This is a genomic window from Streptomyces sp. CA-179760 (genome assembly GCF_050937045.1).
Lineage (GTDB): Bacteria > Actinomycetota > Actinomycetes > Streptomycetales > Streptomycetaceae > Streptomyces.
The window spans coordinates 6344382-6365247 of record NZ_JBNJLZ010000001.1 but is presented as its reverse complement, the minus strand read 5'-3'; the positions used below and the strand labels follow the sequence as shown (position 1 = coordinate 6365247).

20 protein-coding genes and 3 pseudogenes are annotated in these 20866 nt (G+C 71.7%); 7 read left to right on the top strand and 16 right to left on the bottom strand.

The genetic code is table 11. The annotated features are described in order from the left end of the window. Window positions 1-106: 106 nt before the first annotated feature. The 5 genes and pseudogenes from ACQEV8_RS29085 to sigE form a co-directional block, all read right to left on the bottom strand. A complete protein-coding gene (locus ACQEV8_RS29085; protein ID WP_432966079.1) occupies window positions 107-778 on the bottom strand; it encodes a hypothetical protein in 672 nt (223 codons plus the stop codon). 239 nt (window positions 779-1017) lie between these two features. After that, a complete protein-coding gene (locus ACQEV8_RS29080) occupies window positions 1018-1458 on the bottom strand; it encodes a sec-independent translocase (RefSeq protein ID WP_432966076.1) in 441 nt (146 codons plus the stop codon). A gap of 208 nt (window positions 1459-1666) precedes the next feature. Then, window positions 1667-3432: pseudogene (locus ACQEV8_RS29075) on the bottom strand (trypsin-like peptidase domain-containing protein). A gap of 131 nt (window positions 3433-3563) precedes the next feature. Beyond that, window positions 3564-4505 (bottom strand): anti-sigma factor family protein, encoded by a 942-nt coding sequence (locus ACQEV8_RS29070; protein WP_432966073.1) that lies wholly within the window; start codon window positions 4503-4505, stop codon window positions 3564-3566. A 71-nt stretch (window positions 4506-4576) separates the two neighbouring features. Continuing rightward, window positions 4577-5347 (bottom strand): RNA polymerase sigma factor SigE, encoded by a 771-nt coding sequence (sigE, locus tag ACQEV8_RS29065; protein ID WP_221298717.1) that lies wholly within the window; start codon window positions 5345-5347, stop codon window positions 4577-4579. A 162-nt stretch (window positions 5348-5509) separates the two neighbouring features. Here sigE and ACQEV8_RS29060 point away from each other — a divergent pair, with 162 nt between their 5' ends. Beyond that, complete coding sequence (locus ACQEV8_RS29060) at window positions 5510-6208, top strand: O-methyltransferase (protein ID WP_391099892.1); 699 nt, start codon at window positions 5510-5512, stop codon at window positions 6206-6208. A 118-nt stretch (window positions 6209-6326) separates the two neighbouring features. Here ACQEV8_RS29060 and ACQEV8_RS29055 read toward each other — a convergent pair whose 3' ends face one another. Then, on the bottom strand, window positions 6327-6494 hold the full coding sequence (locus ACQEV8_RS29055; RefSeq protein ID WP_003966491.1) for a DUF3117 domain-containing protein: 168 nt from the start codon (window positions 6492-6494) through the stop codon (window positions 6327-6329). A gap of 382 nt (window positions 6495-6876) precedes the next feature. Between ACQEV8_RS29055 and ACQEV8_RS29050 the strand changes: the two genes are divergently transcribed. Further along, window positions 6877-7680 carry an enoyl-CoA hydratase/isomerase family protein gene (locus tag ACQEV8_RS29050; protein ID WP_432966069.1) on the top strand — a complete coding sequence of 268 codons (804 nt, stop codon included), beginning with the start codon at window positions 6877-6879 and terminating at the stop codon, window positions 7678-7680. A 15-nt stretch (window positions 7681-7695) separates the two neighbouring features. On the opposite strand, the gene ACQEV8_RS29045 is transcribed toward ACQEV8_RS29050, so the two are convergent. Both ACQEV8_RS29045 and ACQEV8_RS29040 read right to left on the bottom strand, forming a co-directional pair. Further along, the gene (locus ACQEV8_RS29045) at window positions 7696-8280 is read right to left on the bottom strand and encodes a DNA-3-methyladenine glycosylase I (protein ID WP_432966066.1); all 585 of its coding nucleotides are present in this window, start codon (window positions 8278-8280) and stop codon (window positions 7696-7698) included. Window positions 8281-8359: 79 nt separating this feature from the next. Further along, window positions 8360-8677: pseudogene (locus ACQEV8_RS29040) on the bottom strand (DivIVA domain-containing protein); the annotation flags it as partial. 135 nt (window positions 8678-8812) lie between these two features. Between ACQEV8_RS29040 and folP the strand changes: the two are divergent. After that, window positions 8813-9673 carry a dihydropteroate synthase gene (folP, locus tag ACQEV8_RS29035; protein WP_432966063.1) on the top strand — a complete coding sequence of 287 codons (861 nt, stop codon included), beginning with the start codon at window positions 8813-8815 and terminating at the stop codon, window positions 9671-9673. A 129-nt stretch (window positions 9674-9802) separates the two neighbouring features. Here the strand turns inward: folP and ACQEV8_RS29030 are convergent, their stop codons facing one another. After that, window positions 9803-10561, bottom strand: a complete 759-nt coding sequence (locus ACQEV8_RS29030; protein ID WP_432966060.1) for a TIGR00730 family Rossman fold protein — start codon at window positions 10559-10561, stop codon at window positions 9803-9805. Window positions 10562-10681: 120 nt separating this feature from the next. Next, on the bottom strand, window positions 10682-11761 hold the full coding sequence (gene dapE / locus ACQEV8_RS29025) for a succinyl-diaminopimelate desuccinylase (RefSeq protein ID WP_432966057.1): 1080 nt from the start codon (window positions 11759-11761) through the stop codon (window positions 10682-10684). A gap of 85 nt (window positions 11762-11846) precedes the next feature. Between dapE and ACQEV8_RS29020 the strand changes: the two genes are divergently transcribed. Continuing rightward, the gene (locus ACQEV8_RS29020; RefSeq protein ID WP_432966054.1) at window positions 11847-12830 is read left to right on the top strand and encodes a heavy metal transporter; all 984 of its coding nucleotides are present in this window, start codon (window positions 11847-11849) and stop codon (window positions 12828-12830) included. Between the two features lie 356 nt (window positions 12831-13186). Next, on the top strand, window positions 13187-13633 hold the full coding sequence (locus tag ACQEV8_RS29015) for an ATP-binding protein (RefSeq protein ID WP_215118730.1): 447 nt from the start codon (window positions 13187-13189) through the stop codon (window positions 13631-13633). A gap of 119 nt (window positions 13634-13752) precedes the next feature. Here ACQEV8_RS29015 and ACQEV8_RS29010 read toward each other — a convergent pair whose 3' ends face one another. Further along, window positions 13753-14844, bottom strand: a complete 1092-nt coding sequence (locus tag ACQEV8_RS29010; protein WP_432966051.1) for a bifunctional succinyldiaminopimelate transaminase/glutamate-prephenate aminotransferase — start codon at window positions 14842-14844, stop codon at window positions 13753-13755. Between the two features lie 128 nt (window positions 14845-14972). Next, window positions 14973-15290 (bottom strand): ferredoxin, encoded by a 318-nt coding sequence (gene fdxA, locus ACQEV8_RS29005; protein WP_010047804.1) that lies wholly within the window; start codon window positions 15288-15290, stop codon window positions 14973-14975. 140 nt (window positions 15291-15430) lie between these two features. Here fdxA and ACQEV8_RS29000 point away from each other — a divergent pair, with 140 nt between their 5' ends. Together ACQEV8_RS29000 and ACQEV8_RS28995 are read left to right on the top strand one after the other, a co-directional pair. After that, complete coding sequence (locus ACQEV8_RS29000) at window positions 15431-16447, top strand: GNAT family N-acetyltransferase (RefSeq protein WP_432966047.1); 1017 nt, start codon at window positions 15431-15433, stop codon at window positions 16445-16447. 30 nt (window positions 16448-16477) lie between these two features. Next, window positions 16478-17329 (top strand): tetratricopeptide repeat protein, encoded by an 852-nt coding sequence (locus tag ACQEV8_RS28995; RefSeq protein WP_432966044.1) that lies wholly within the window; start codon window positions 16478-16480, stop codon window positions 17327-17329. Window positions 17330-17448: 119 nt separating this feature from the next. On the opposite strand, the gene ACQEV8_RS28990 is transcribed toward ACQEV8_RS28995, so the two are convergent. The 4 genes and pseudogenes from ACQEV8_RS28990 to ACQEV8_RS28975 form a co-directional block, all read right to left on the bottom strand. Beyond that, complete coding sequence (locus ACQEV8_RS28990) at window positions 17449-18063, bottom strand: response regulator (RefSeq protein ID WP_432966041.1); 615 nt, start codon at window positions 18061-18063, stop codon at window positions 17449-17451. Beyond that, window positions 18060-19229 carry a sensor histidine kinase gene (locus ACQEV8_RS28985; RefSeq protein WP_432966038.1) on the bottom strand — a complete coding sequence of 390 codons (1170 nt, stop codon included), beginning with the start codon at window positions 19227-19229 and terminating at the stop codon, window positions 18060-18062. Before ACQEV8_RS28985 ends, ACQEV8_RS28990 begins: the two co-directional genes overlap by 4 nt. Beyond that, window positions 19226-19966 (bottom strand): ABC transporter permease, encoded by a 741-nt coding sequence (locus tag ACQEV8_RS28980; RefSeq protein ID WP_432966035.1) that lies wholly within the window; start codon window positions 19964-19966, stop codon window positions 19226-19228. The genes ACQEV8_RS28985 and ACQEV8_RS28980 overlap by 4 nt, the downstream gene beginning before the upstream one ends. After that, window positions 19963-20811 (bottom strand): annotated as a pseudogene (locus ACQEV8_RS28975) (ABC transporter ATP-binding protein); the annotation flags it as partial. The gene ACQEV8_RS28980 and the pseudogene ACQEV8_RS28975, both read right to left, overlap by 4 nt. Window positions 20812-20866 lie beyond the last annotated feature (55 nt).

The window sequence follows — 20866 nt, the reverse complement described above, 5'->3', positions numbered from 1 at the left end:
TGAAGGGGCGCGGGGAACTGCGCGCGCAACCACATCGCACCCGCAGCCGCCACGAGACCTGAGGCCCCACGACGAGGGGGCGCCGAAACAACCGGCGCCCCTTTGATCAGGCGTAAGCGGCGATGTCCTTGACCACGGCGAAGCCGAGCCCATACGCACTCATGCCTCTGCCGTACGCCCCGACATGCACCCCGACCGAGGTGGACCCGGCCAGCACCCACCCGAACTCCGACTCCCGGTAATGGAACGTCGTCGGCACACCGTCGACCGGCAACGACAACGTCGACCAGTCGGCCCCGTCGAGGTCGTCCGCCAGCACCCACGCCGTCTCCGTCTGCTGCTCCAGCCAGTCGTCCCGCAGGGAGTGGTCCATCTGTCCGGGCCACGTGGAGGACAGCAGCCCCACACCCGCGAGCCACGCCGCGGAGGAGACCGACGTGGCCTCCAGCAGCCCCGTACCGTCCGCGGTGCGCCGCGAGGGATGCGCCGCGACGGTGACCACGACCGCGAACTTCTCCTTGGCCTCCTGATCACCCCCGGCCACGAACTCGTTGCGCACCTTGGGCTCGTCTCCGTGCCCGACCGACCCGTGTTCCACGGCCCCGTCGGCCGTCGTACCGACCTGCATCAGCCAGCGCGGCCCAGTGAAGGCCTCGTCGAGGCCGTACCACGGGAAGGGCGCGCGCAGGTAGCCGTCGACGTTACGCCGGGCGGAGGGGACCTGTTGTCCGTCCTCCGCGGCCGGCGCCTGCGCGACTCCTGGACTCGTCGTCTCCATGTGCCCGGACGCCTCCTCGCTCTAGTCGGACCGGAACGGCCCGCCCCCCTTCGGGCGTACTCTTCCGGTCCGCACAACAACTCGGCAGCATAGCCACACCGCTGCGAGCAGCAGGGAAAGCGCCCGGCGCATGGGCCGCACGGGGGCCTTGTTCAGGCCGTACTCAGCCCGACCGGAGTATGAAACGCGTCACGCGAGCCGGGAGCGTACGCCCCCGGTGTGTCGCTCGGGCGCGTCGCTCAGGTGGCGTCCGCGTCGAAGGGCGGACGGTCGTCCCGGTCGGGCGTCTCGGGCTTCTTCGTCATGTCGATACGGCCACCGGCCGAGCCGGAGGACGACGAGGACGACGTGTCGGAGTCACGGCTGTGGACGGCGTCGGTGACCTCGGCCATCTCCTTCTTCAGGTCGAAGCCGTTGCGGATCTCCTTGAGCCCCAGGTCCTCGTTGTCCAGCTGCTTGCGGATGAACGCCTTGGGGTTGAGATCCTCGAACTCGAAGTCCTTGAACTCCGGGCCGAGTTCCTCCCGGATGTCGTGCTTGGCGCTCTCCGAGAACTCGCGGATCTTCCGGATCGTGCGGGTCACGTCCTGGATGACCTTGGGGAGCTTGTCCGGACCGAAGACGAGCACGGCGAGGACGATGAGCGTCACCAGCTCGAGTGGTCCTATGTCATTGAACACCTGAAGCTCCTAGCGATGTCCTCGGTCCTCGGCCCTCGGTGGTCGGCCCTCGGTGGTCGGTGCGGGTCCTGCCGTGGTCCGGGCCGGATCCACGGTACCCGGCGATCCTGTCCGACCGGTACTGTCCCGAGACCTCCGAGTGCGGGGAGTGGGAGCGCTTTCCGAATTGTTTGCCTTGTTGGTCCCTGTGCGTCCCGGACATCACGTCTCAGCTGCCGCCGGAGGAGCCGAGGACGAGTGAGACCGTCCGTTCCTTGCCACCGCGCTCCAGCGTCAGCTCCAGCCGGTCGCCGGGACGGTGGGCCCTGGTCTTGACGATCAGTTCCTCGCCCGAGTGGACCCGCTGACCGTCGACCGTGGTGATGACGTCGCCCGCCTTGATCCCGGCCTTGGCACCCGGTCCGCCCGCGGTGACCGGCGGGCCGCCCTCGCTGCCCTCGGCGGCAACCCGGGCGCCGTCACCCGTGTAGTCCATGTCCAGGGTGATGCCGATCACCGGGTGGGTCGCCTTCCCGGTGTTGATCAGCTCCTCGGCCACGCGTTTTCCCTGGTTGACGGGTATGGCGAAGCCGAGGCCTATGGAGCCGGACTGTCCGCCGTCCGGTTCGGAGCCGCTGTCCGCCGAGCGGATGGCCGAGTTGATGCCGATGACCCGGCCCCGGGAGTCGAGCAGGGGCCCACCGGAGTTGCCGGGGTTGATGGGCGCGTCGGTCTGGAGCGCGTCGACGTACGACACGTCGCTGCCGTCGCCCTTCTCGCCGCCCGCCGTGATGGGCCGCTGCTTGGCGCTGATGATGCCGGAGGTGACGGTGCCGGCCAGGTCGAAGGGCGCGCCGATGGCCACGACCGGGTCGCCGACCTGCATGTTGTCCGAGTTGCCGAGGGGCAGCGGGGTGAGGCCACGTACGCCCTTCACCCGCACCACGGCGAGGTCATAGCCGCTGTCCCGGCCGACGAGCTCGGCCTGGGCGGTCTCCCCGCTGTTGAAGGTCACGGTGATCTCGCCGCTGGATCCGGCAGGCCGCACGACGTGGTTGTTGGTGAGGATGTGCCCGCGGGCGTCGATCACGAAGCCGGTGCCCGTGCCCTGTTCGCCGGAGCCCTTCACATGCAGGGTGACCACGCTGGGCAGGGCCCGCTGGGCGATCCCGGCCACGCTGTCGGAGTCCCGCCCTGCGGACTCCTTCCCGGCCTGCGGCAGCTCGACGGACCCGATGCCCCCGTTCCGCTCCAGATACGTCCCTACGACGCCGCCGATCCCCCGGACACCAGCGCCAGCACCACGGCGGCACCCGCCAGCACCTTCTTGCCCCGCCTGCGCCGTTGTTCCGTACTGGGCACACCGGCCCCGGTCTGCTGGAGAGGCCCGGCGGCCGCGGGAGCCGCCCAGGGGTCGTAACGCTGCCAGGGGTCGGGAGCAGGCGCCGGTGCCGGTGCAGGCACCGGTGCTTGTCCTTGCGCCGGTGCCGGGATGCTGGGGGTGGCTGCCGTCTCCGCCGGCGGGACGGGTGCGCCAGGTATGGACGGCTGGGGCGTCCGGCTCGGTATCGCCGTGCCGTGCGTCGGCGTCGCCACCGGGTGCTGCACGGGCGGCGCGGGCGCCCAGGGGCCCGGTTCGCCGTAGGGCGGGGTGCTGTACGGGTCGGGATCGTGCAGCGGCTTGGGCGCACCGCCGACCGGTACGGCGGGCTCCACGCCGGTGCCGGCGGGCTCCTCGGGACGCCTCAACTCGTAGTCACGCGCGTCCCCGTCCTGCCGCACGGCGGGCCGCGCCAGCTCGAAGTCACCGTCGGTGGCGGTGGCGGTGGCGGTGGCGGTGGCGGTGGCGGTGGCGGTGGCGGTGGCGGTGGCGACAGAATCCGCCGGGGCCGCCCCCTGCCCCTCCGGCCCCTCCAGCTCCTCCGGCTCCCCCGGCGCGTCCTGCGGCCGTGGACGGCTCCACCACTTCGCCTTCGTGGGCTTCCCCTCGTTCATGCTCTCCCCACAGCCGCGGCACGGCTCGACGCGGTGGCCGCGGTTCGTCGAATCGGCGCCCGGCCACACCTCGGCAGCGGGCGACAACCCCCGGATTCAATCAGGTTCGCCGCCCGGTGCGCAGTGGCCGGTCAGCGGTCCGTCCGCGAGGAGGCGGGAGGCGAGGGGGACGAGGCCGGATCCGGGAGGGGCACGGCGAGCAGGGGCGCCGCGGCCTCGGGGACCGCGGACCACGAGGTCAGGGCGGCCGGCGCGGCCGCCGCGAGCGGATGTATCCACGGGGACATGGCCACTGCACCGGCCACCACGGGGGCGGTCAGCGCGTGCACGGCGTGATGCCCTCCGGCAGGCGGCATTCCGGGCAGCAGCGGTGCGGACACCTCGGTCGGGGCGACCGGGGTCCGGCCGAGCATGCTCTGGCCGTGCCCCTGTCCGAGCAGGGGCGCCGCGCCCCGGCGCCGCTGGGATTCGGGCGTGGTCGTCGCGCCCGCCCCCTGCGTGCGCGTCGGTGTCACATTGCTTCCCGTGCCGGAGCCGCTGCGGGCTTCCGTGTCGCCAGGGGTGGCGGTGGTGACGCCGCCCAGGGCGATCGCGGCCAGGGACACTGCCCCGGCGGCCGCGAAAGCGAACCGCAGCCGCGAGGAGGATTTTTCGGTCTCGGGCCGGCCGACGTCATGGATCCGGAAACCCCGGCTTCCCGAAGGAAAACCTCGGTCATCGGTAAGGCCTCGGTTGTCGGAAGGCAGCACGGGGATGTGCGGCCGGGACGGGGCGTACCCGAACTCGAACCGCTCGCCGCGCTTCGCACCGAAGGCCCCGGACGATCCGAACCGTCCGGACATTCCCCCGGGCAGCCCGCCGCCACCCGGGCGCATACCGTCACCGTCCGGGTCGCCCCCCGCGGGTAGTCCCTGCAGGCGGGCCAGGAAACTCTCCGAGGGAGGCGGTGGTGCCACCTCCGCGAAGACGTTCTTCAGCCGGCGCTGCGCGTCCACCTCTGCCTTGCATCTCGGGCAGGTGGCCACATGCGCCAGTACGCGCTCCCGCGCGTCATGACCGAGCTCTCCGTCCACCAGGGCGGAGAGTCGGTCTCCCAGGTGCTGCTCTGCGAGGTGTCCCTCGGAAGACTCAGGACGTGATCCGCTCACGCGCTCGCGCCCCCTCCTCCCAGTGCGGGAACACGGGGCACAAAGGAACGGCGCTCGGCACGGGCCTGAGGGGAGCGGTGCGCGAGGGCCTTGCGCAGCTGGGAGCGGCCACGGTGGATCCGCGAGCGGACCGTGCCGAGCTTGACGCCCAGGGTCGCGGCGATCTCCTCGTAGGACAGTCCTTCGATGTCGCACAGGACGACCGCGGCGCGGAACTCGGGGGCCAGGGTGTCGAGGGCCTGCTGGACGTCCGCGTCGAAGTGGGCGTCGTTGAAGACCTGCTGCGGCGTGGGCTCCTTGCTGGGCAGCCGCTCGGCCGCGTCCTCGCCGAGCGCGTCGAAGCGGATGCGCTGCTTGCGGCGGACCATGTCCAGGAACAGGTTCGTCGTGATGCGGTGCAGCCAGCCCTCGAAGGTGCCCGGCGTGTAGGTCGACAGGGAGCGGAAGACGCGCACGAAGACCTCCTGTGTGAGGTCCTCGGCGTCGTGCTGGTTGCCGGTGAGGCGGTAGGCGAGCCGGTAGACCCGGCCGCTGTGCGTGCTGACGATCTCCTCCCAGGTGGGCGGAGTCCACGCCTGCCCGTCCGCGTCGGTGGAGAAGGTCGCGGTCTGGGCGAAGTCAGCGGCGTGGCTGTGGTCAGCAGTGTCGTTCACGGATGTCGGCCTGCCCGCTGATCCGAGGAAGCGCCGGAACACTCCTCCGCGATCCACAGGCGCAGCCGCACCTCCCCTGTCAGCTCTGGTGGTGTCCAGTGGAGCCCCTACCATAGCCACCTCGCCCGTTAGGACCGGATAAGCGGTTTTACGAGAATTTGATCTGGGCTGATACGCCTCGTACTGCTGCGACGGCACTTGCTCGGCGTCCTCGTCCACTGCCCGCCCCCCGTCCCGGCCCGCGCCGCTCGCTCATCCCTTTAAACGACCGGTCCCATCTGCGGGTTCCCGCACCCAACGGATACAGTCACGCCGAGGCATTCACGGGGACAGGAGAGGGTCATTACCGGCAACCGGCAGACGAGCTGGGCGTTCGCCGACGCCTATGTCGCCGAGGACGACGCGCTGCGCTGGGCCCGGGACCGGGCCCGTGACGCGGGGCTGCGCTCGGTGACGCCCGGCACGGGCTCCGCGCTGGGGCTGCTGGCCGCCTCCGTCGACGCGAAGGCCGTCGCTGAGATCGGGACCGGCTGCGGTGTCTCCGGGATCCACCTCCTGCACGGTATGCGGCCCGACGGTGTGCTGACGACCGTGGATCCCGAGCCGGAGCACCAGCAGTTCGCCCGCCAGGCCTTCCGCGCCTCCGGCTTCGCCAGCAACCGGGCCCGCTTCATCCCGGGCCGCGCCCTGGACGTGCTGCCCCGCCTCGCCGACTCCGGCTACGACCTCGTCTTCTGCGACGGCGACCGCCTCGAGGTCATGGACTACCTCGCTGAATCGTTGCGGCTGCTGCGCCCCGGTGGGCTCGTCGTCTTCGAGGGCGCCTTCGCCAACGGCCGGACGGTGGACTCCGGACCGCAGCCCACGGAGGTGCTGCGGCTGCGGGAGCTGCTGCGCACGGTGCGCGAGAGCCAGGAGCTGGTGCCGTCACTGCTGCCGGTGGGCGACGGACTGCTGTGCGCGGTGAAACGCTAGCCGGATCGCACGTTAGCGCAGCGGAAGCCGGGGCAGGCGAAAGTCATTGATGAGAAAACAACCGCCCCGGCACCACAAATGATGCCGGGGCAGCTGAAAGGGTTTGGTCGCTTGCGCGTCAGCCGACGACCTTCTTGAGGGCGTCGCCCAGCGCGTCGGCCTCGTCCGGGGTCAGCTCGACGACGAGCCGACCGCCGCCTTCGAGCGGAACGCGCATGACGATGCCCCGCCCCTCCTTGGTCACCTCGAGCGGGCCATCGCCCGTCCGCGGCTTCATGGCCGCCATGCTCGTTCCCCTTCCTGAAACCCAGCTCATCGTCAAAGCCGTCGGCCCCGAGAAGGGCACACGTGCGGCCCTGAGCAGGACTCGCGACACCGGCATCGAACACATTGCTTCCAAGCCATTATCCCGCATCTCAGGACCCGATGACCAACATCAGTAGGCATCGCTTGGGCAACGCACGCGAGCAAAACCACTCAATTCGGCGAAGTGACTGCGATACTCCGCCACCGCACACACATCCGCCGAACGAAAACGGGCGAGAATTCTTTGACGCAGGTCACACGTCCGGTGCGGTCACCTGTCGGCGATCTCCGTCATGCTGTCCTGCAGAACCGGGACCTACCGGCCGGTAGGTACCCGAGCGGCGACACGGAGGGGATACGCCATGGCCGACACCGTGCTCTACGAGGTGAGCGACGGGCTCGCGACGATCACGCTGAACCGCCCCGAGGCGATGAACGCGCTGAACGTGGAGGCCAAGGTCGCCCTGCGAGAGGCGGCCAGGTCCGCGGCGGACGACACCGCCGTGCGGGCGGTGCTGCTGACCGCCGCCGGTGACCGGGCGTTCTGCGTCGGGCAGGACCTCAAGGAACACATCGGGCTGCTGGTCGAGGACCGGGAGACCGGTTCGCGGCAGACCATGAACACGGTGCGGGAGCACTACAACCCGATCGTGCGGACGCTGGCCGAGACTGCGAAGCCGGTCGTCGCCGCCGTGAACGGGGTGGCGGCAGGGGCGGGCTTCGGCTTCGCGCTGGCGGCGGACTACCGGATCGTCGCGGACACGGCCGCGTTCAACACCTCGTTCGCCGGGGTGGCACTGACCGCAGACTCGGGCATCTCGTGGACACTGCCGCGGGTGATCGGTCCCGGGCGTGCTGCCGACCTGCTGCTCTTCCCGAGGAGCATCAGCGCGCAGGAGGCGTACGAGCTCGGCATCGCCAATCGCCTGGTGCCCGCCGGTGAGCTGCGCGCGGAGGCCGAGAAGGTGGCACGGGCACTGGCCGAGGGCCCGACGGTGGCGTACGCGGCGCTCAAGGAGGCGGTGGCCTACGGGCTGACGCACTCCCTGGCGGAGACCCTCGAGAAGGAGGACGAGCTGCAGACGCGGGCGGGGTCCTCCGAGGACCACGCGATCGCGGTGCAGGCCTTCGTCAACAAGGAGAAGCCGAAGTACCTGGGCCGCTGACCTGCGGCCAGGGCGTCAGGACCGACGAGCGACGCAGGTCTGCAGATGGTCGTCGACCAGTCCGCAGGCCTGCATCAGCGCATACGCCGTCGTCGGGCCGACGAAGCGCAGGCCCCGCTTCTTCAGCGCCTTGGACAGGGCCGTCGACTCAGGAGTGACGGCCGGGACGTCGGAGAGCGTCTCCGGGACCGGGCGGGTGCCCGGCTCGGGGGCGTGGGACCAGATCAGCTCGTCCAGGTCGCCCGGGGCCCACTCGGTCAGCACGCGCGCGTTGGCGAGCGTCGCGTCGATCTTGGCGCGGTTGCGGATGATGCCGGCGTCGGCCAGCAGGCGCTCGCGGTCCTCGTCGGTGAAGCCGGCCACCGAGGCGATCTTGAAGTCCGCGAAGGCGGCACGGAAGCCGGGGCGGCGGCGCAGGATCGTGATCCAGGACAGTCCGGACTGGAAGGCCTCCAGGCTGAGACGTTCGTAGAGGGCGTCGTCGCCGTGGACCGGGCGGCCCCACTCCTCGTCGTGGTAGGTCACGTACTCCGGGGCGGACAGGGCCCACGGGCAGCGCGGCGCGCCGTCCGGGCCGGGGAGGGCGGCACCGTCGCTCACGGCCGGTCCTCCTGTCGCGGACCGGGCTTGTCCATGGACACGTGGTTCTCCGCGGACGCGTGGTGCTCCGGGGACACCGGGCCGTGGGGGCGGCGGCCCGGGCGCCCGCCAGGGCCGATTCCAGGTCCGCGATACGGGCGTCGCGCTCGGCGAGCTCGGCGCCGAGGCGGCTGAGGGCGTCGTCCACGTCCCCCATGCGGTAGCCGCGGGCGGCGAGCGGGAAGCGGAGGCTCTCCACGTCCGCGCGGTCGACCGGGCGGTCCGGGGGCAGCGGGTCGCGGAGCTGCTCGGGGGCGGCCTCGGGCAGCGGGGCGTGCTCGCCGCCGCCCAGCACGGCCAGGGTCACCGCGCCGACCACGAGGACCAGTGCGACGACCAGGAACAGGAACATAACCATCGCGGGGCCCCCACGGTCAGGTGTCTCGGAGTCTTCGGAGACGGATGTTGTCAGGCTCCGATCGTGCCATGCGAGTCTGACAGTTAGGGTCGCAGGCGGCGGAAGACGGCGACGTACCAGGGAAGGTCACAGGGGATGCTCAGGCTGGGCAGGCGGGAATTCGAGCCGCGTGAGCCGGTGATCATGGCGATCGTGAACCGGACCCCGGACTCCTTCTACGACCGGGGCGCGACCTTCCTCGACGAGCCGGCCCTCGCGCGCGTGGAGCAGGCGGTGGCCGAGGGAGCCGCGATCATCGACATCGGCGGAGTCAAGGCCGGGCCGGGCGAGGAGGTCACGGCCGAGGAGGAGGCCCGGCGGACGGTCGGGTTCGTCGCCGAGGTGCGGCGGCGGTTCCCGGACGTGATCATCAGCGTGGACACCTGGCGGGCCGAGGTGGGCCAGGCCGTGTGCGAGGCCGGGGCCGACCTGCTGAACGACGCGTGGGGCGGGGTCGATCCGGGGCTCGCCGAGGTCGCCGCGCGGTACGGGGTGGGGTTGGTGTGCACGCACGCGGGCCGTGCGGAACCGCGGACGCGGCCGCACCGGATCGAGTACGACGATGTCGTGGCCGACATTCTGGACGTGACCGTCGGATTGGCGGAGCGGGCCGTGGCGCTGGGGGTGCCGAGGGAGTCGGTGCTGATCGATCCCGGGCACGACTTCGGGAAGAACACGCGGCACAGTCTGGAGGCGACTCGGCGGCTGGACGAGATGGTCGCCACGGGGTGGCCGGTGCTGGTGTCGCTGTCCAACAAGGACTTCGTGGGAGAGACGTTGGACCGGCCCGTGAAGGAGCGGGTCGTGGGGACGCTGGCGACGACGGCGGTGTCCGCGTGGCTGGGGGCGCAGGTGTACCGGGTGCACGAGGTCGCCGAGACGCGGCAGGTGGTGGACATGGTGGCGTCCATCGCCGGGCACCGGGCACCTGCCGTTGCCCGGCGTGGGCTGGCCTAGGACGTCGACCCGAGGTACCAGGGGCTTCGCCCCTGGACCCCCGGCCTACGCCTACCCGCCGAGCCGGACAAGAAGCCCAGCTCACCTGCCCGGAACCGGTCGGGCAGTAGGCCCGGCCCCGGCCCCGCGCTAGCGGCCCGCTTCCTTCGACACCAGGGCCACCGCCTCTTCCACGTCGTCCGTGACGTGGAAGAGGAGGAGGTCCTTGTCCGCGGCCTTGCCCTGGGCGATGACCGTCTTGCGGAGCCAGTCGACCAGGCCGCCCCAGTACTCGCTGCCGAAGAGGACGATCGGGAAACGGGTGACCTTCTGGGTCTGGACGAGGGTGAGGGCCTCGAAGAGTTCGTCGAGGGTGCCGAGGCCGCCGGGCAGGACCACGAAGCCCTGGGCGTACTTGACGAACATCATCTTCCGGACGAAGAAGTAGCGGAAGTTGAGGCCGATGTCGACGTAGGGGTTGAGCCCCTGCTCGAAGGGCAGTTCGATGCCCAGGCCGACCGAGATGCCCTTGGCCTCCAGGGCGCCCTTGTTGGCCGCCTCCATCGCGCCCGGGCCGCCGCCGGTGATGACTGCGAAGCCCGCGTCCACCAGGCCCCGGCCCAGCTGGACGCCCGCGTCGTACTCGGGGGAATCCGCCGGTGTCCGGGCCGATCCGAACACACTGATCGCGGGCGGGAGTTCGGCGAGCGTGCCGAAGCCCTCGATGAACTCCGACTGGATGCGCAGCACGCGCCAGGGGTCGGTGTGGACCCAGTCGGAGGGGGCTCGCTCGTCCAGCAGCCGCTGGTCGGTGGTGCTGGCCTGCACCTGGTCCCGCCGCTGGAGGACCGGGCCCAGGCGCTTCTCGTCCGGCGGCTGCTTCTTCCCCTCGGGGTTGCCGGTCGCCATGTGCGCTCCCTCCGTCGTGCCTGTCGTTCCACCTCAGCGTAGATCTACGCGGGTTACGAACGAGGGACGTGAGCATGTCCGCGATAAAGCGCCGTAAACACGAGGGCGCCCCGGACGGGATCAGGCCGTCAGCCAGCTTCGCAGGCGCTCCTCGCCCGCGAGGATCTTCGCGGTCTCCACGCGCTCGTCCCGCTTGTGGGCCAGGTGGGGGTTGCCCGGGCCGTAGTTGACCGCCGGGACGCCGAGCGCCGAGAAGCGGGAGACGTCCGTCCAGCCGTACTTCGGCATCGGGGTGCCGCCCACCGCCTCGATGAACGCCTTCGCCGCCGGGTGGGACAGGCCCGGCATCGCCGCGCCGCTGTGGTCGACGACCTTGAACTCCGCCACACCACAGTCCGCGAAGACCTCCCGGACGTGGGCGATCGCCTCCTCGGGCGTGCGGTCGGGCGCGTACCGGAAGTTGACGGTGACGACGCACTCGTCGGGGATCACGTTGCCGGCCACTCCCCCGCTGACCCCCACCGCGTTCAGGCCCTCGCGGTACTCCAGGCCGTCGATGACCGGCCAACGGGGTTCGTAGGAGGCCAGGCGGGCGAGAATCGGGGCGGCCGCGTGGATCGCGTTGGAGCCCATCCAGCCGCGCGCCGAGTGGGCCCGCTCGCCCGTGGTCTTCAGCGACACCCGCAGGGTGCCCTGGCAGCCGCCCTCGACCTGGCCGTCCGACGGCTCCAGGAGGACCGCGAAGTCGCCCTCCAGCCACTCGGGGTGCGTCTCGGAGACGTGCTTGAGGCCGTTCAGCTCCGCGGCGACCTCCTCGTTGTCGTAGAAGACGAAGGTCAGGTCGCGGTTGGGGGCCGGGACCGTCGCCGCGATGCGCAGCTGCACCGCGACACCGGACTTCATGTCGCAGGTGCCGCAGCCCCACAGGACGCCGTCCTCGTCGAGCCGGGAGGGGACGTTGTCCGCGATCGGGACGGTGTCGATGTGACCGGCCAGGATCACCCGCTCCGGGCGGCCCAGGTTCGTACGGGCCACGACGTTGTTGCCGTACCGGTCGACCGTCAGGTGGGGCAGCGCGCGCAGCGCGGTCTCGATCGCGTCCGCGAGCGGCTTCTCGGTGCCGCTCTCGGAGCGGAAGTCGACGAGCCGGGCGGTGAGCTCCGCGGCGTCCAGCGTGAGGTCAAGCGAGGTGTCGGCCATGCCGTCGACCCTAACGCGCCAGCCCCTGCACCCAGTCTCCCCACCGGGCACATGCGCATCCATACTCTCCAGTACCTTGTACCGCGTGCCAGAGCCGTCCTCCCCCAAGCGTCGTGGCCGCCTCTTCCGATGCGGATCCGCCTTCGTGACCCTCCTCGCGGTCGCCGGTTACCTCGTCGTGCAGTACATCACCGGAGGCACGGGCGAACCGGGCTGCAAAGTCGTCTCGGGCAAGGGCGACGGGGCGTCGTACGCGTTCTCGCCCGAGCAGGCCGTGAACGCGGCGACGATCACCGCCGTGGGTACCGGGCGCGGACTGCCGGAGCGCGCGGTGACCATCGCGCTCGCGACCGCGCTGCAGGAGTCGAGCCTGCGCAACATCAATCACGGCGACCGGGACTCGCTCGGCCTGTTCCAGCAGCGGCCCTCGCAGGGCTGGGGCACCCGGGAGGAGATCCTGGACCCGACGTACTCGGCCGGTGAGTTCTACGACCACCTGGTCAAGGTGCCCGGCTACACCCGGCTGCCCCTCACCGTCGCCGCGCAGCGCGTGCAGCGCAGCGGCTTCCCGCAGGCCTACGCCAAGCACGAGCCGGACGCCGCGCTGCTCGCCGCCGCCCTCACCGGCCAGTCCGCGGCCACGCTGACCTGCGAGGGCCGCCCGGGCGCGACCCGGGCGACGGGCCCGGACGGGGTGCGTACCGCGCTCGTGAGGGACTTCGGACGCGATGTGCTGGAGTCGGCCGGTGCCCAGGTGGGCGGCTCGTCGGCGGCCACCCCGACGCCGTCCCCGAGCGGCGCTACGGACGAGTCCGGCGGGCGGACGGTGACACTGCCGGTGACCGCCGACGCGGGTTCCGCGACCGGGCGGAGTCCGGAGCAGCACGGCTGGCAGCTCGCGCACTGGGCCGTGGCCAACGCCTCCGAGCTGCACATCGCGCGCGTGACGTACGCCGGGCGCGAGTGGGTCGCCGGGAACACCGCGAGCGAGTGGCGCGCTCCGGCGGCGAAGGGCACCGCAGGCGCGCAGCGGGACGTGGACGACGTCCGTATTGTCACGATGCGCTAGGTCGCGCACAGATCGCTCAGGGGTACGGGAACTCACCCCTGGGGATTACCCGCGCGACTCGGCCGCGACGGTGTGCGCAGGTTTTCGTGCCCTCACCCGGGAATCCGTGAAAACCCTTGGGCGTACAGGGCTGGAAGGATTCGGCGGAGTTTCCGGCGTGGGCCTTTTTGCCCGTTTGTCCGCAGCCGATTATGCGACGCATTACCAACTCTTTACGTTGCGACGCCGCAACCTTCCAGGGCTTCGAGCGGTAGTCACTGCGTCCGAGCCGGGGGCGGTCAACAGCCAGTCGATCAACTCCCGGAGCCGGTCGGACACTTCACGAACCTCACTGTTCTCTCCGTCGAAGGAGCACCATGTCCCTCCCCCTGACCCGCCGGATCGCCCGTGCCGCGCTCATTGTCGCTGCGGGAGCGGCTGCCGGGGTCGGTGCGGCCGGCTCCGCCAGTGCGGCCCCCGAGCTGCCGGCCAACCCGAACCTCGGCGGACTGACCGCCCTGGACGGGGCGAACGTCGGCAACACCGTCGACGGCGCGGCGACGGACGTCAGCAAGTCCGCCGGTGACACCGGCGGCAAGGCCGTCAAGAAGGCGGTGCCGGCCGCGGGCAAGCTCGGCGGCAAGACGGTCAAGAAGGCCACGCCCGTCGCGCAGAAGGCGGCCGGCGAAGCGGCGGGCTCCGCCGGGCAGCTCGTCGGCGAAGCCGCCGGTTCGGCGCAGGGCGGCCTGCCGACCGACTCCCTGACGAAGGGCGGCGTGCCGTCCGCGAAGACGCTGCCGGCGAAGGGCCTGCCGATCGGCTGACGCCGGGCACGGAACGTGGCGAAGGGGCCCAGGGAATTCCCTGGGCCCCTTCGCCACGTTCCGTTTCGCCGTGGTCCCCGCCTGCCGGACGCCGGCGGCCGTGGACGGCCCGCTGGGGCCTACAGACGCCGCACGGCCGCCGCGATCCGCTCGTCCGTCGCCGTCAGGGCCACGCGGACGAACTCCGCGCCGGCCGTGCCGTAGAAGTCGCCCGGGGCCACGAGGATGCCTCGTTCCGCGAGATGGGCGACCGTGTCCCAGCAGGATTCGCCCCGGGTGGCCCACAGGTAGAGGCTGGCCTCGCTGTGCTCGATGCGGAAGCCGTGGGACAGGAGGGCCTCGCGCAGGAGGGCTCGGCGGGACGCGTAGCGCTCGCGCTGGACGCGGACGTGGTCGTCGTCGCTCAGGGCCGCCACGACCGCCGCCTGCGTCGGCGCGGACGTCATCATGCCGCCGTGCTTGCGGATCTCCAGGAGGGGGCTCAGGACGGCCGGGTCGCCGGCCAGGAAGGCCGCGCGGTAACCCGCGAGGTTCGAGCGCTTGGAGAGGGAGTGGACGGACACGATGCCGTCGTACGAGCCGCCGTTGACGTCGGGGTGCAGCACCGAGACCGGCTCGGCCTCCCAGCCCAGCTCCAGGTAGCACTCGTCGGAGAAGAGCAGGATGCCGTGCTCACGGGCCCACGCCACGATCCGGGTGAGGTCCGCCTTCGACAGGACCTTGCCCGTGGGGTTCGACGGGGAGTTCAGCCAGAGGAGCTTCAGACCCTCGGGGTCCAGCTCCGTCGGGTCGTCGTAGACCTCGTACTCGGCGCGGGCCAGGCGGGCGCCCACCTCGTACGTCGGGTAGGCCAGGCGCGGGTAGGCCACCCGGTCGCCGGGGCCGAGACCCAGCTGGGTCGGGAGCCAGGCGACGAGTTCCTTGGAGCCGACGATCGGCAGGACGTGGCGGTGGGTGACCTCGCGGGCGCCGAGGCGGCGCTCGACCCAGCCGGTGATCGCGTCGCGCAGCTCGGGCGTGCCCCAGACGGTCGGGTAGCCCGGCGAGTCCGCCGCGTCGACCAGCGCCTTCTGGATCAGCTCGGGGACCGGGTCGACCGGGGTGCCGACGGACAGGTCCACGATGCCGTCCGGGTGGGCGGCGGCCGTGGCCTTGAACGGCGTCAGCTTGTCCCAGGGAAAAGCGGGGAGACGGTCGGAGACTGCGGACACGGTTTCTGGCTCACTTTCTGGTACGTACGAGCCGTCGTAGGGCAAACGCCTCGGCCCCGTACGGCGATCAGGGCGTGATCAGGCCGTACGGGACCGAGGCGGCGCGGTGTGCGGGCCGCTTGCGGTGGCTAGGCCTGCGGCGGCAGCGCGGCGATGAAGGGGTGGTCGCGCTCGATCAGCCCCAGCTTGCTGGCGCCGCCGGGCGAGCCGAGCTCGTCGAAGAACTCGACGTTCGCCTTGTAGTAGTCCTTCCACTCCTCCGGGGTGTCGTCCTCGTAGAAGATCGCCTCGACCGGGCAGACCGGCTCACAGGCACCACAGTCGACGCATTCGTCCGGGTGGATGTACAAGGACCGGGAGCCCTCGTAGATGCAGTCGACCGGGCACTCCTCGATGCACGCCTTGTCCTTGACGTCGACACAAGGCTGCGCGATGACGTAGGTCACGCTGTCGTTCCTCCTCGATAGGGCGCTGGCGGGCCTCCTCAGGCTCCGCCGCCTGGCGCGCGGGAGCGCGGCGTCGTCGATGCCCGCCCCTAGTATCTCCGTTCTTGGGCATGATCCGAACAGGAGGGGTGTACGGACCTGTGGAAATCTCAGCCGCCGGGCGTCTCGATGTGGCCATCACCGCTGCTGACGTGGGCAAACGGGTCTCCGTGCGGAGCTTGATCGAACACGCGGCACCGGGTGAGAAGTTCACCGACACGGTCGGCGTTCTCACATCATGGGACGAGGGTGTGTTGCTGATCACACGCAGGAGCGGCGAGAGCGTCCGCATCGCGGAATCCGCGCTGGTCGCGGGGAAGGTGGTGCCCGCCGCTCCGGCGCGCCGCCGTGGTCCGGCCGCCTCGTACGAGGAGCTGGCCCGGGTCGCCGCGCGGGCCTGGCGGCCCGTGGAGAGCGAGCGGCTCGGGGACTGGGAGCTGCGGGCCGCGTCCGGGTTCACGCGGCGGGCCAATTCGGTGCTGCCGCTCGGCGAGCCGGGCATGCCGCTCGACGAGGCACTCGGCGCCGCCCGGCGGTGGTACGGCGAGCGCGGGCTGCCCGCCTACGTCCAGACCGCGACCGGCGCCGAGGGCACACAGGAGCTGCTCTGTGCCGAGCTGGAGGCGCGGGGCTGGGTGCGGGAGGTGACCGCCGAGCTGTGGATCGGGCCGCTGGCGCCGGTGGCCGACCGTGCCGATCCGTCGGGCGTCCTGCTGTCCCGGGAGGCGGACGAGGCCTGGCTGGCCCGGTACCAGCGCAAGGGCGTGAGCGAGGTGGCGCTGCGAGTGCTGGGATCGGGGCCTTCGGTGTGGTTCGCGACCGTGCCGGGTGCCCCGGAGGGTGCCGCTCCAGCCGCCATCGGGCGGGGTGTGGTCGACGGGCGGTGGGCCGGGTTCGCCGCCGTCGAGGTCGATCCGGCGCTGCGGCGGCAGGGGCTGGGCACGGAAGTGATGGCGGCGCTGGCCCGGCAGGCCCTCGACGAGGGTGCGTCGGCCGCGTGGCTCCAGGTCGAGGCCGAGAACACGGGAGCGCGGGAGCTGTACGCCGGTATGGGCTTCTCGGCGCACCATGCCTACCACCACTACCGGGCGCCGGATTCCGGCGGCACCGGCCGGTAACCGATCGTCGTGAGAGGGCACGAGCCAGCTATGAGTCCCCCCTGTCCCCCGTCCCCGGAGCGCTCCGCCGAGCTGCGGCGGCGGTTCGCCGAAGAGGCCCGGTCCGAGCGGCCCGATCTGTCGACGCTGTGCCTGCTGGTGGGCGCGGAGGCGGACCGGGAGCTGGACGATGCCGGCCTGGACAGCGCGCAGGTCGAGCTGGACCGGCTGGCCGGACTGCTGCCGTACCGGCCCGGCGGGCCGCGGGCCTGGGCGGTCGCCCTGCGGGAGCTGCTCGGTGAGCGGATGGGTTTCGGCGGCAGCCCGGCCGACTACCAGCGGCTGGAGTCCTCACTGCTGCACGAGGTGCTGGTGCGGCGCAGGGGGCTGCCGATTCTGCTGTCCGTGGTGTGGATGGAGGTGGCCCGGCGGGCCGGGGCGCCGGTGTACGGGGTGGCTCTGCCGGGGCATTTCGTGGTCGGTTTCGGGCCTGACGAGGGGCAGGTGCTGGCCGATCCGTTCGACGGGGGGCGGGTGCTGACGGGGGCGGACGCGGAGGTGCTGGTCGCCGGGGCGACGGGGGCGGGTCTCGATCCGGCGATGTTGCGGCCGGCGGATCCGCTGGATGTGGTGCTGCGGATTCTGAACAACGTGCGGGCGTGGGCGGCGACTCGGCCGGAGCGGTCGGATGTCGCGCTGTGGGCGGTCGAGCTGTCGCTGCTGTTGCCTTCGCATCCGGCTCGGTTGCGCTACGAGCGGGCGCAGTTGCTGGTGCAGCGGGGGGAGTTCCTGGGCGGGGCCTCGGAGCTGGAGGCCTACGCGGAGGTGGTGGAGGCCGTGGACGAGGGGGCCGCCGAGCGGGTGCGGGGGGAGGCTTTCGCGGCTCGGGCGATGCTCAACTGACGCCTTCTCGCCGTGGGGCTTCGCGTTGATGCGGGTGCGGGTGCGGGTGCGTCGTGGCTGGTCGCGCCCACGCGGCGGAGCCGCATATCGATACAGCCCCGCACCCCTGAGCGGGCGATCTACAACCAGCCTTTTTCTCGTGCTGTTCGGACCGCTTCTGCTCGGTTTCTCACCGCGAGCTTCTGGATGGCTGTGCTGAGGTAGTTGCGGACCGTGCCCTGGGAGAGGTGCAGGGTGGCTGCCAGTTCGGCGTTGGTGGAGCCGTCCGCCGCTGCTCTGAGGACCTCTCGCTCCCGGTCCGTGAGGGGGTTGGCGCCGTCCGCCAGGGCCGCTGCCGCGAGGGTCGGGTCGATGACGCGTTCGCCGGTGAGGACCCTGCGGATCGCTTCGGCGAGCTGGGCGGCCGGGGCGTCCTTGACCAGGAAGGCGTCGGCGCCGGACTCCATGGCGCTGCGGAGGTAGCCGGGGCGGCCGAAGGTGGTGAGGATGACCAGCTTCACCGCCGGAAGCTCCTCGTGGAGGCGGGCCGCGGCCTCTATGCCCGTCGCGCCGGGCATCTCGATGTCCAGGAGGGCCACGTCGACGGCGTGTTCGCGGGCCGCTTCCAGGACCTCGTCGCCGCGGGCCACCTGGGCGACGACCTCGATGTCCGCCTCCAGGCCGAGCAGGGCGGCCAGGGCCTCGCGGACCATCGACTGGTCCTCGGCGAGGAGGACCTTGATCGTGCGGCTCATGCCGGGGATCCTACGTCCGCCGGGTCGGCCGTCGGCACGCGGGCGACCAGGCGGAAGCCGTGCTTGAGCGGGCCCGCCTCCAGGGTGCCGCCCGCCTTGGAGAGGCGTTCGGTCAGGCCCGTGATGCCGTTGCCGTGGACCGTGCCCGGGCCGCCGGAGCCGTTGTCCTCGACGGTGAGTTCGAGCACCGGGCCGTCTAGGGTCTGGCGGCGCAGCAGTTCGACCGTGCAGCGGCGGGCACCGCTGTGCCGTACGACGTTGGTGACCGCCTCGCGCAGGGCCCAGGCGAGGGCGGACTCGCTCTCCTCGGGGACGCCGGCGAGGCCGGGCGGCTCGGCGGGCAGGTCGGTGGTGACGCCGGCCGCGGTCAGGGCGACCCGGGCACCGGCGAGTTCGGCGCTCAGGCGGGGGCGTCGGTAGCCGGTGACGGCCTCGCGTACGTCCACGAGGGCCTGGCGGCTGACCTGCTCGATGTCGGCGACCTGCTGGGCCGCCTCGTCGGGCCGGCCGGGGAGCATCCGGCCGGCCAGCTCGCTCTTGAGGGTGATCAGGGAGAGGGAGTGGCCGAGCAGGTCGTGCAGGTCCCGGGCCAGGCGCAGGCGTTCCTCGTTGGCGGCGAGCTGGGCGACGGTGGCGCGGGCCTCGCGCAGGGCGACGGTCGTGCGGACGAGTTCGCGTACGCCGGTCATGGCGAAGCCGCCGAGCAGGGCCGGGATGAGGAGCCCGGCCAGGTAGGCCAGACCGTCGTGCGTCGCGAGTGCCACGGCGGTCAGCAGGGCGCACGTGGCCGGGATCGTCCAGCGGGCCATGCGCAGGGGCAGGGCCGCCCCGGACGCGATCGAGACGTACACGAACAGCACCAGCCACTCGCGGCCCAGGGTGAGGGCGAGGAGCGTGGACTGGGCCGCGAGGACCCCGAGCGAGCCGAGCACCAGGGCGTTGCGCTCGCCGCGGCCGGTGCGGAAGACCAGCAGCATGTACCAGGTGACGAACGCGGCCAGGCCGATCCAGCCGAGGATCGTCACGCCTGTGCTGTGGCCGCCGTGCAGCAGGTCGGTGACGGGCGCGCTCAGGTAGACCAGCCAGATGGCGGTCCACAGCGACTTCACCGCCCGCTGCCGGCGGTTCACCGGGCGCTGCCCGATACCGAACCCGACGCCGCTCACGCCTTCAGGGTGTCCTTCCGGTACAGCCAGGCCGCGCCGCCCGCGAACAGGGCGAACGACACCACGAGGACGACGAGGTCCTGGACGTGCGGGGCACGGCTCTGCTCGATGGCCTGCCCCAGGGCAGCGTACGCGTGCGTGGGCAGCCACTTCGCGATGTCCTGCAGCCAGTCCGGGAACGTCGTGGTCGGCATCCACAGGCCGCCCAGCATCGAGAGGCCGAAGTAGGTGATCATCGTGATCGGGCGGACCGCGTCCCCGGTGGCCAGATAGCCGATGGCGACGCCGAGCGCGGCGAAGACGAGGCTGCCGGCCCAGATCGCGCCTGTCAGGGCGAGCCACTGCCAGGCGTCCAGTCGTACGTCCTTCACGGCCGCAGCGATGACGAAGACGATGACGATGGACGGCAGGCTCACCACGGCGGCGCTCGCGGTCTTGGCGAGGACGTAGCCGCGGCCCGGCAGCGTGGTCAGGCGCAGTTGCCGCACCCAGCCGCCCTCGCGCTCCTTGGCGATGCGCTCGCTGTTGCCCATGAGGACGGCCGTGAGAGCGCCGAAGGAGGCCATGGAGACCATCATGTAGGTCGGGAGGGTCAGGCCGGTGCCGGGGACCTTGGTGGTGCTGTCGGCGTTGCCCGCGATGATCAGGAACAGCACCGACGGGTAGATCACGGAGAAGAACAGGAACTTGCGATTGCGCAGGGCGCGGGTGAGTTCCAGCTTGATCAGGCTGTTCACTTCGACTTCGCCTCCTCGGCGGCGGTGATCGCGACGAAGGCCTGCTCCAGGCCGAGCCCGGCGACTTCGAGATTGCGGGGGTAGACGCCGAGGCCGTACAGGGCGTGGACGGTCGCGTCGGCGTCGGTGGACTGGATGCGGACGGTCCGGCCGGAGACGGCCAGGGAGGTCAGGAACGGCAGGCCCCGCAGGGCTGCCTCGTCGACGGTGTCCGCCAGGTCGAAGGAGACGCGGCGGGCGCCCGCCCTGGCCTTGATCTCGGCGGCCGTGCCGTCGGCGAGGAGCCGGCCGCGGTGCAGCACCAGGACCCGGTCGGCGATGGCGTCGGCCTCTTCGAGGTAGTGGGTGGCGAAGAGGACGGTCCGGCCCTGGTCGGCCTGTTCGCGCATGGTGGCCCAGAAGGCCTGGCGGGTGGTGACGTCCATGCCGGTGGTGGGCTCGTCCAGGACGATGAGGTCGCTGTCGCCGGCGGTGGCGAGGGCGAAGCGGACGCGCTGGGCCTGGCCGCCGGAGAGCTTGTTGACCTTGCGGCCGACGATCTGCGCGATGCCCGCGCCGGACAGGACCTCGGAGGGCTCATACGGCTTCGGGTGCAGATCGCAGGCGAGCCGCACCAGTTCGGCGACCGTGACCTCGTCCATCAGCCCGCCGCTCTGCAGCATGGCGCCCACCCGCCCGGCGACGATGGCCTCCCGGGCGCCGGCGCCGAAGAGGCGGACCGTGCCGCTGTCGGGCTTCTTGAGGCCGAGGAGCAGATCGAGGGTGGTGGACTTGCCGGCGCCGTTGGGGCCGAGCAGCGCCACGGTCTCCCCCGGGCGCAGGTCCAGAGTCAGTCCGTCCACGGCCCGGACGGTGTCGTATGCCTTGCTCACCTGGTCGAACGCGACCACCGAGGCTGTC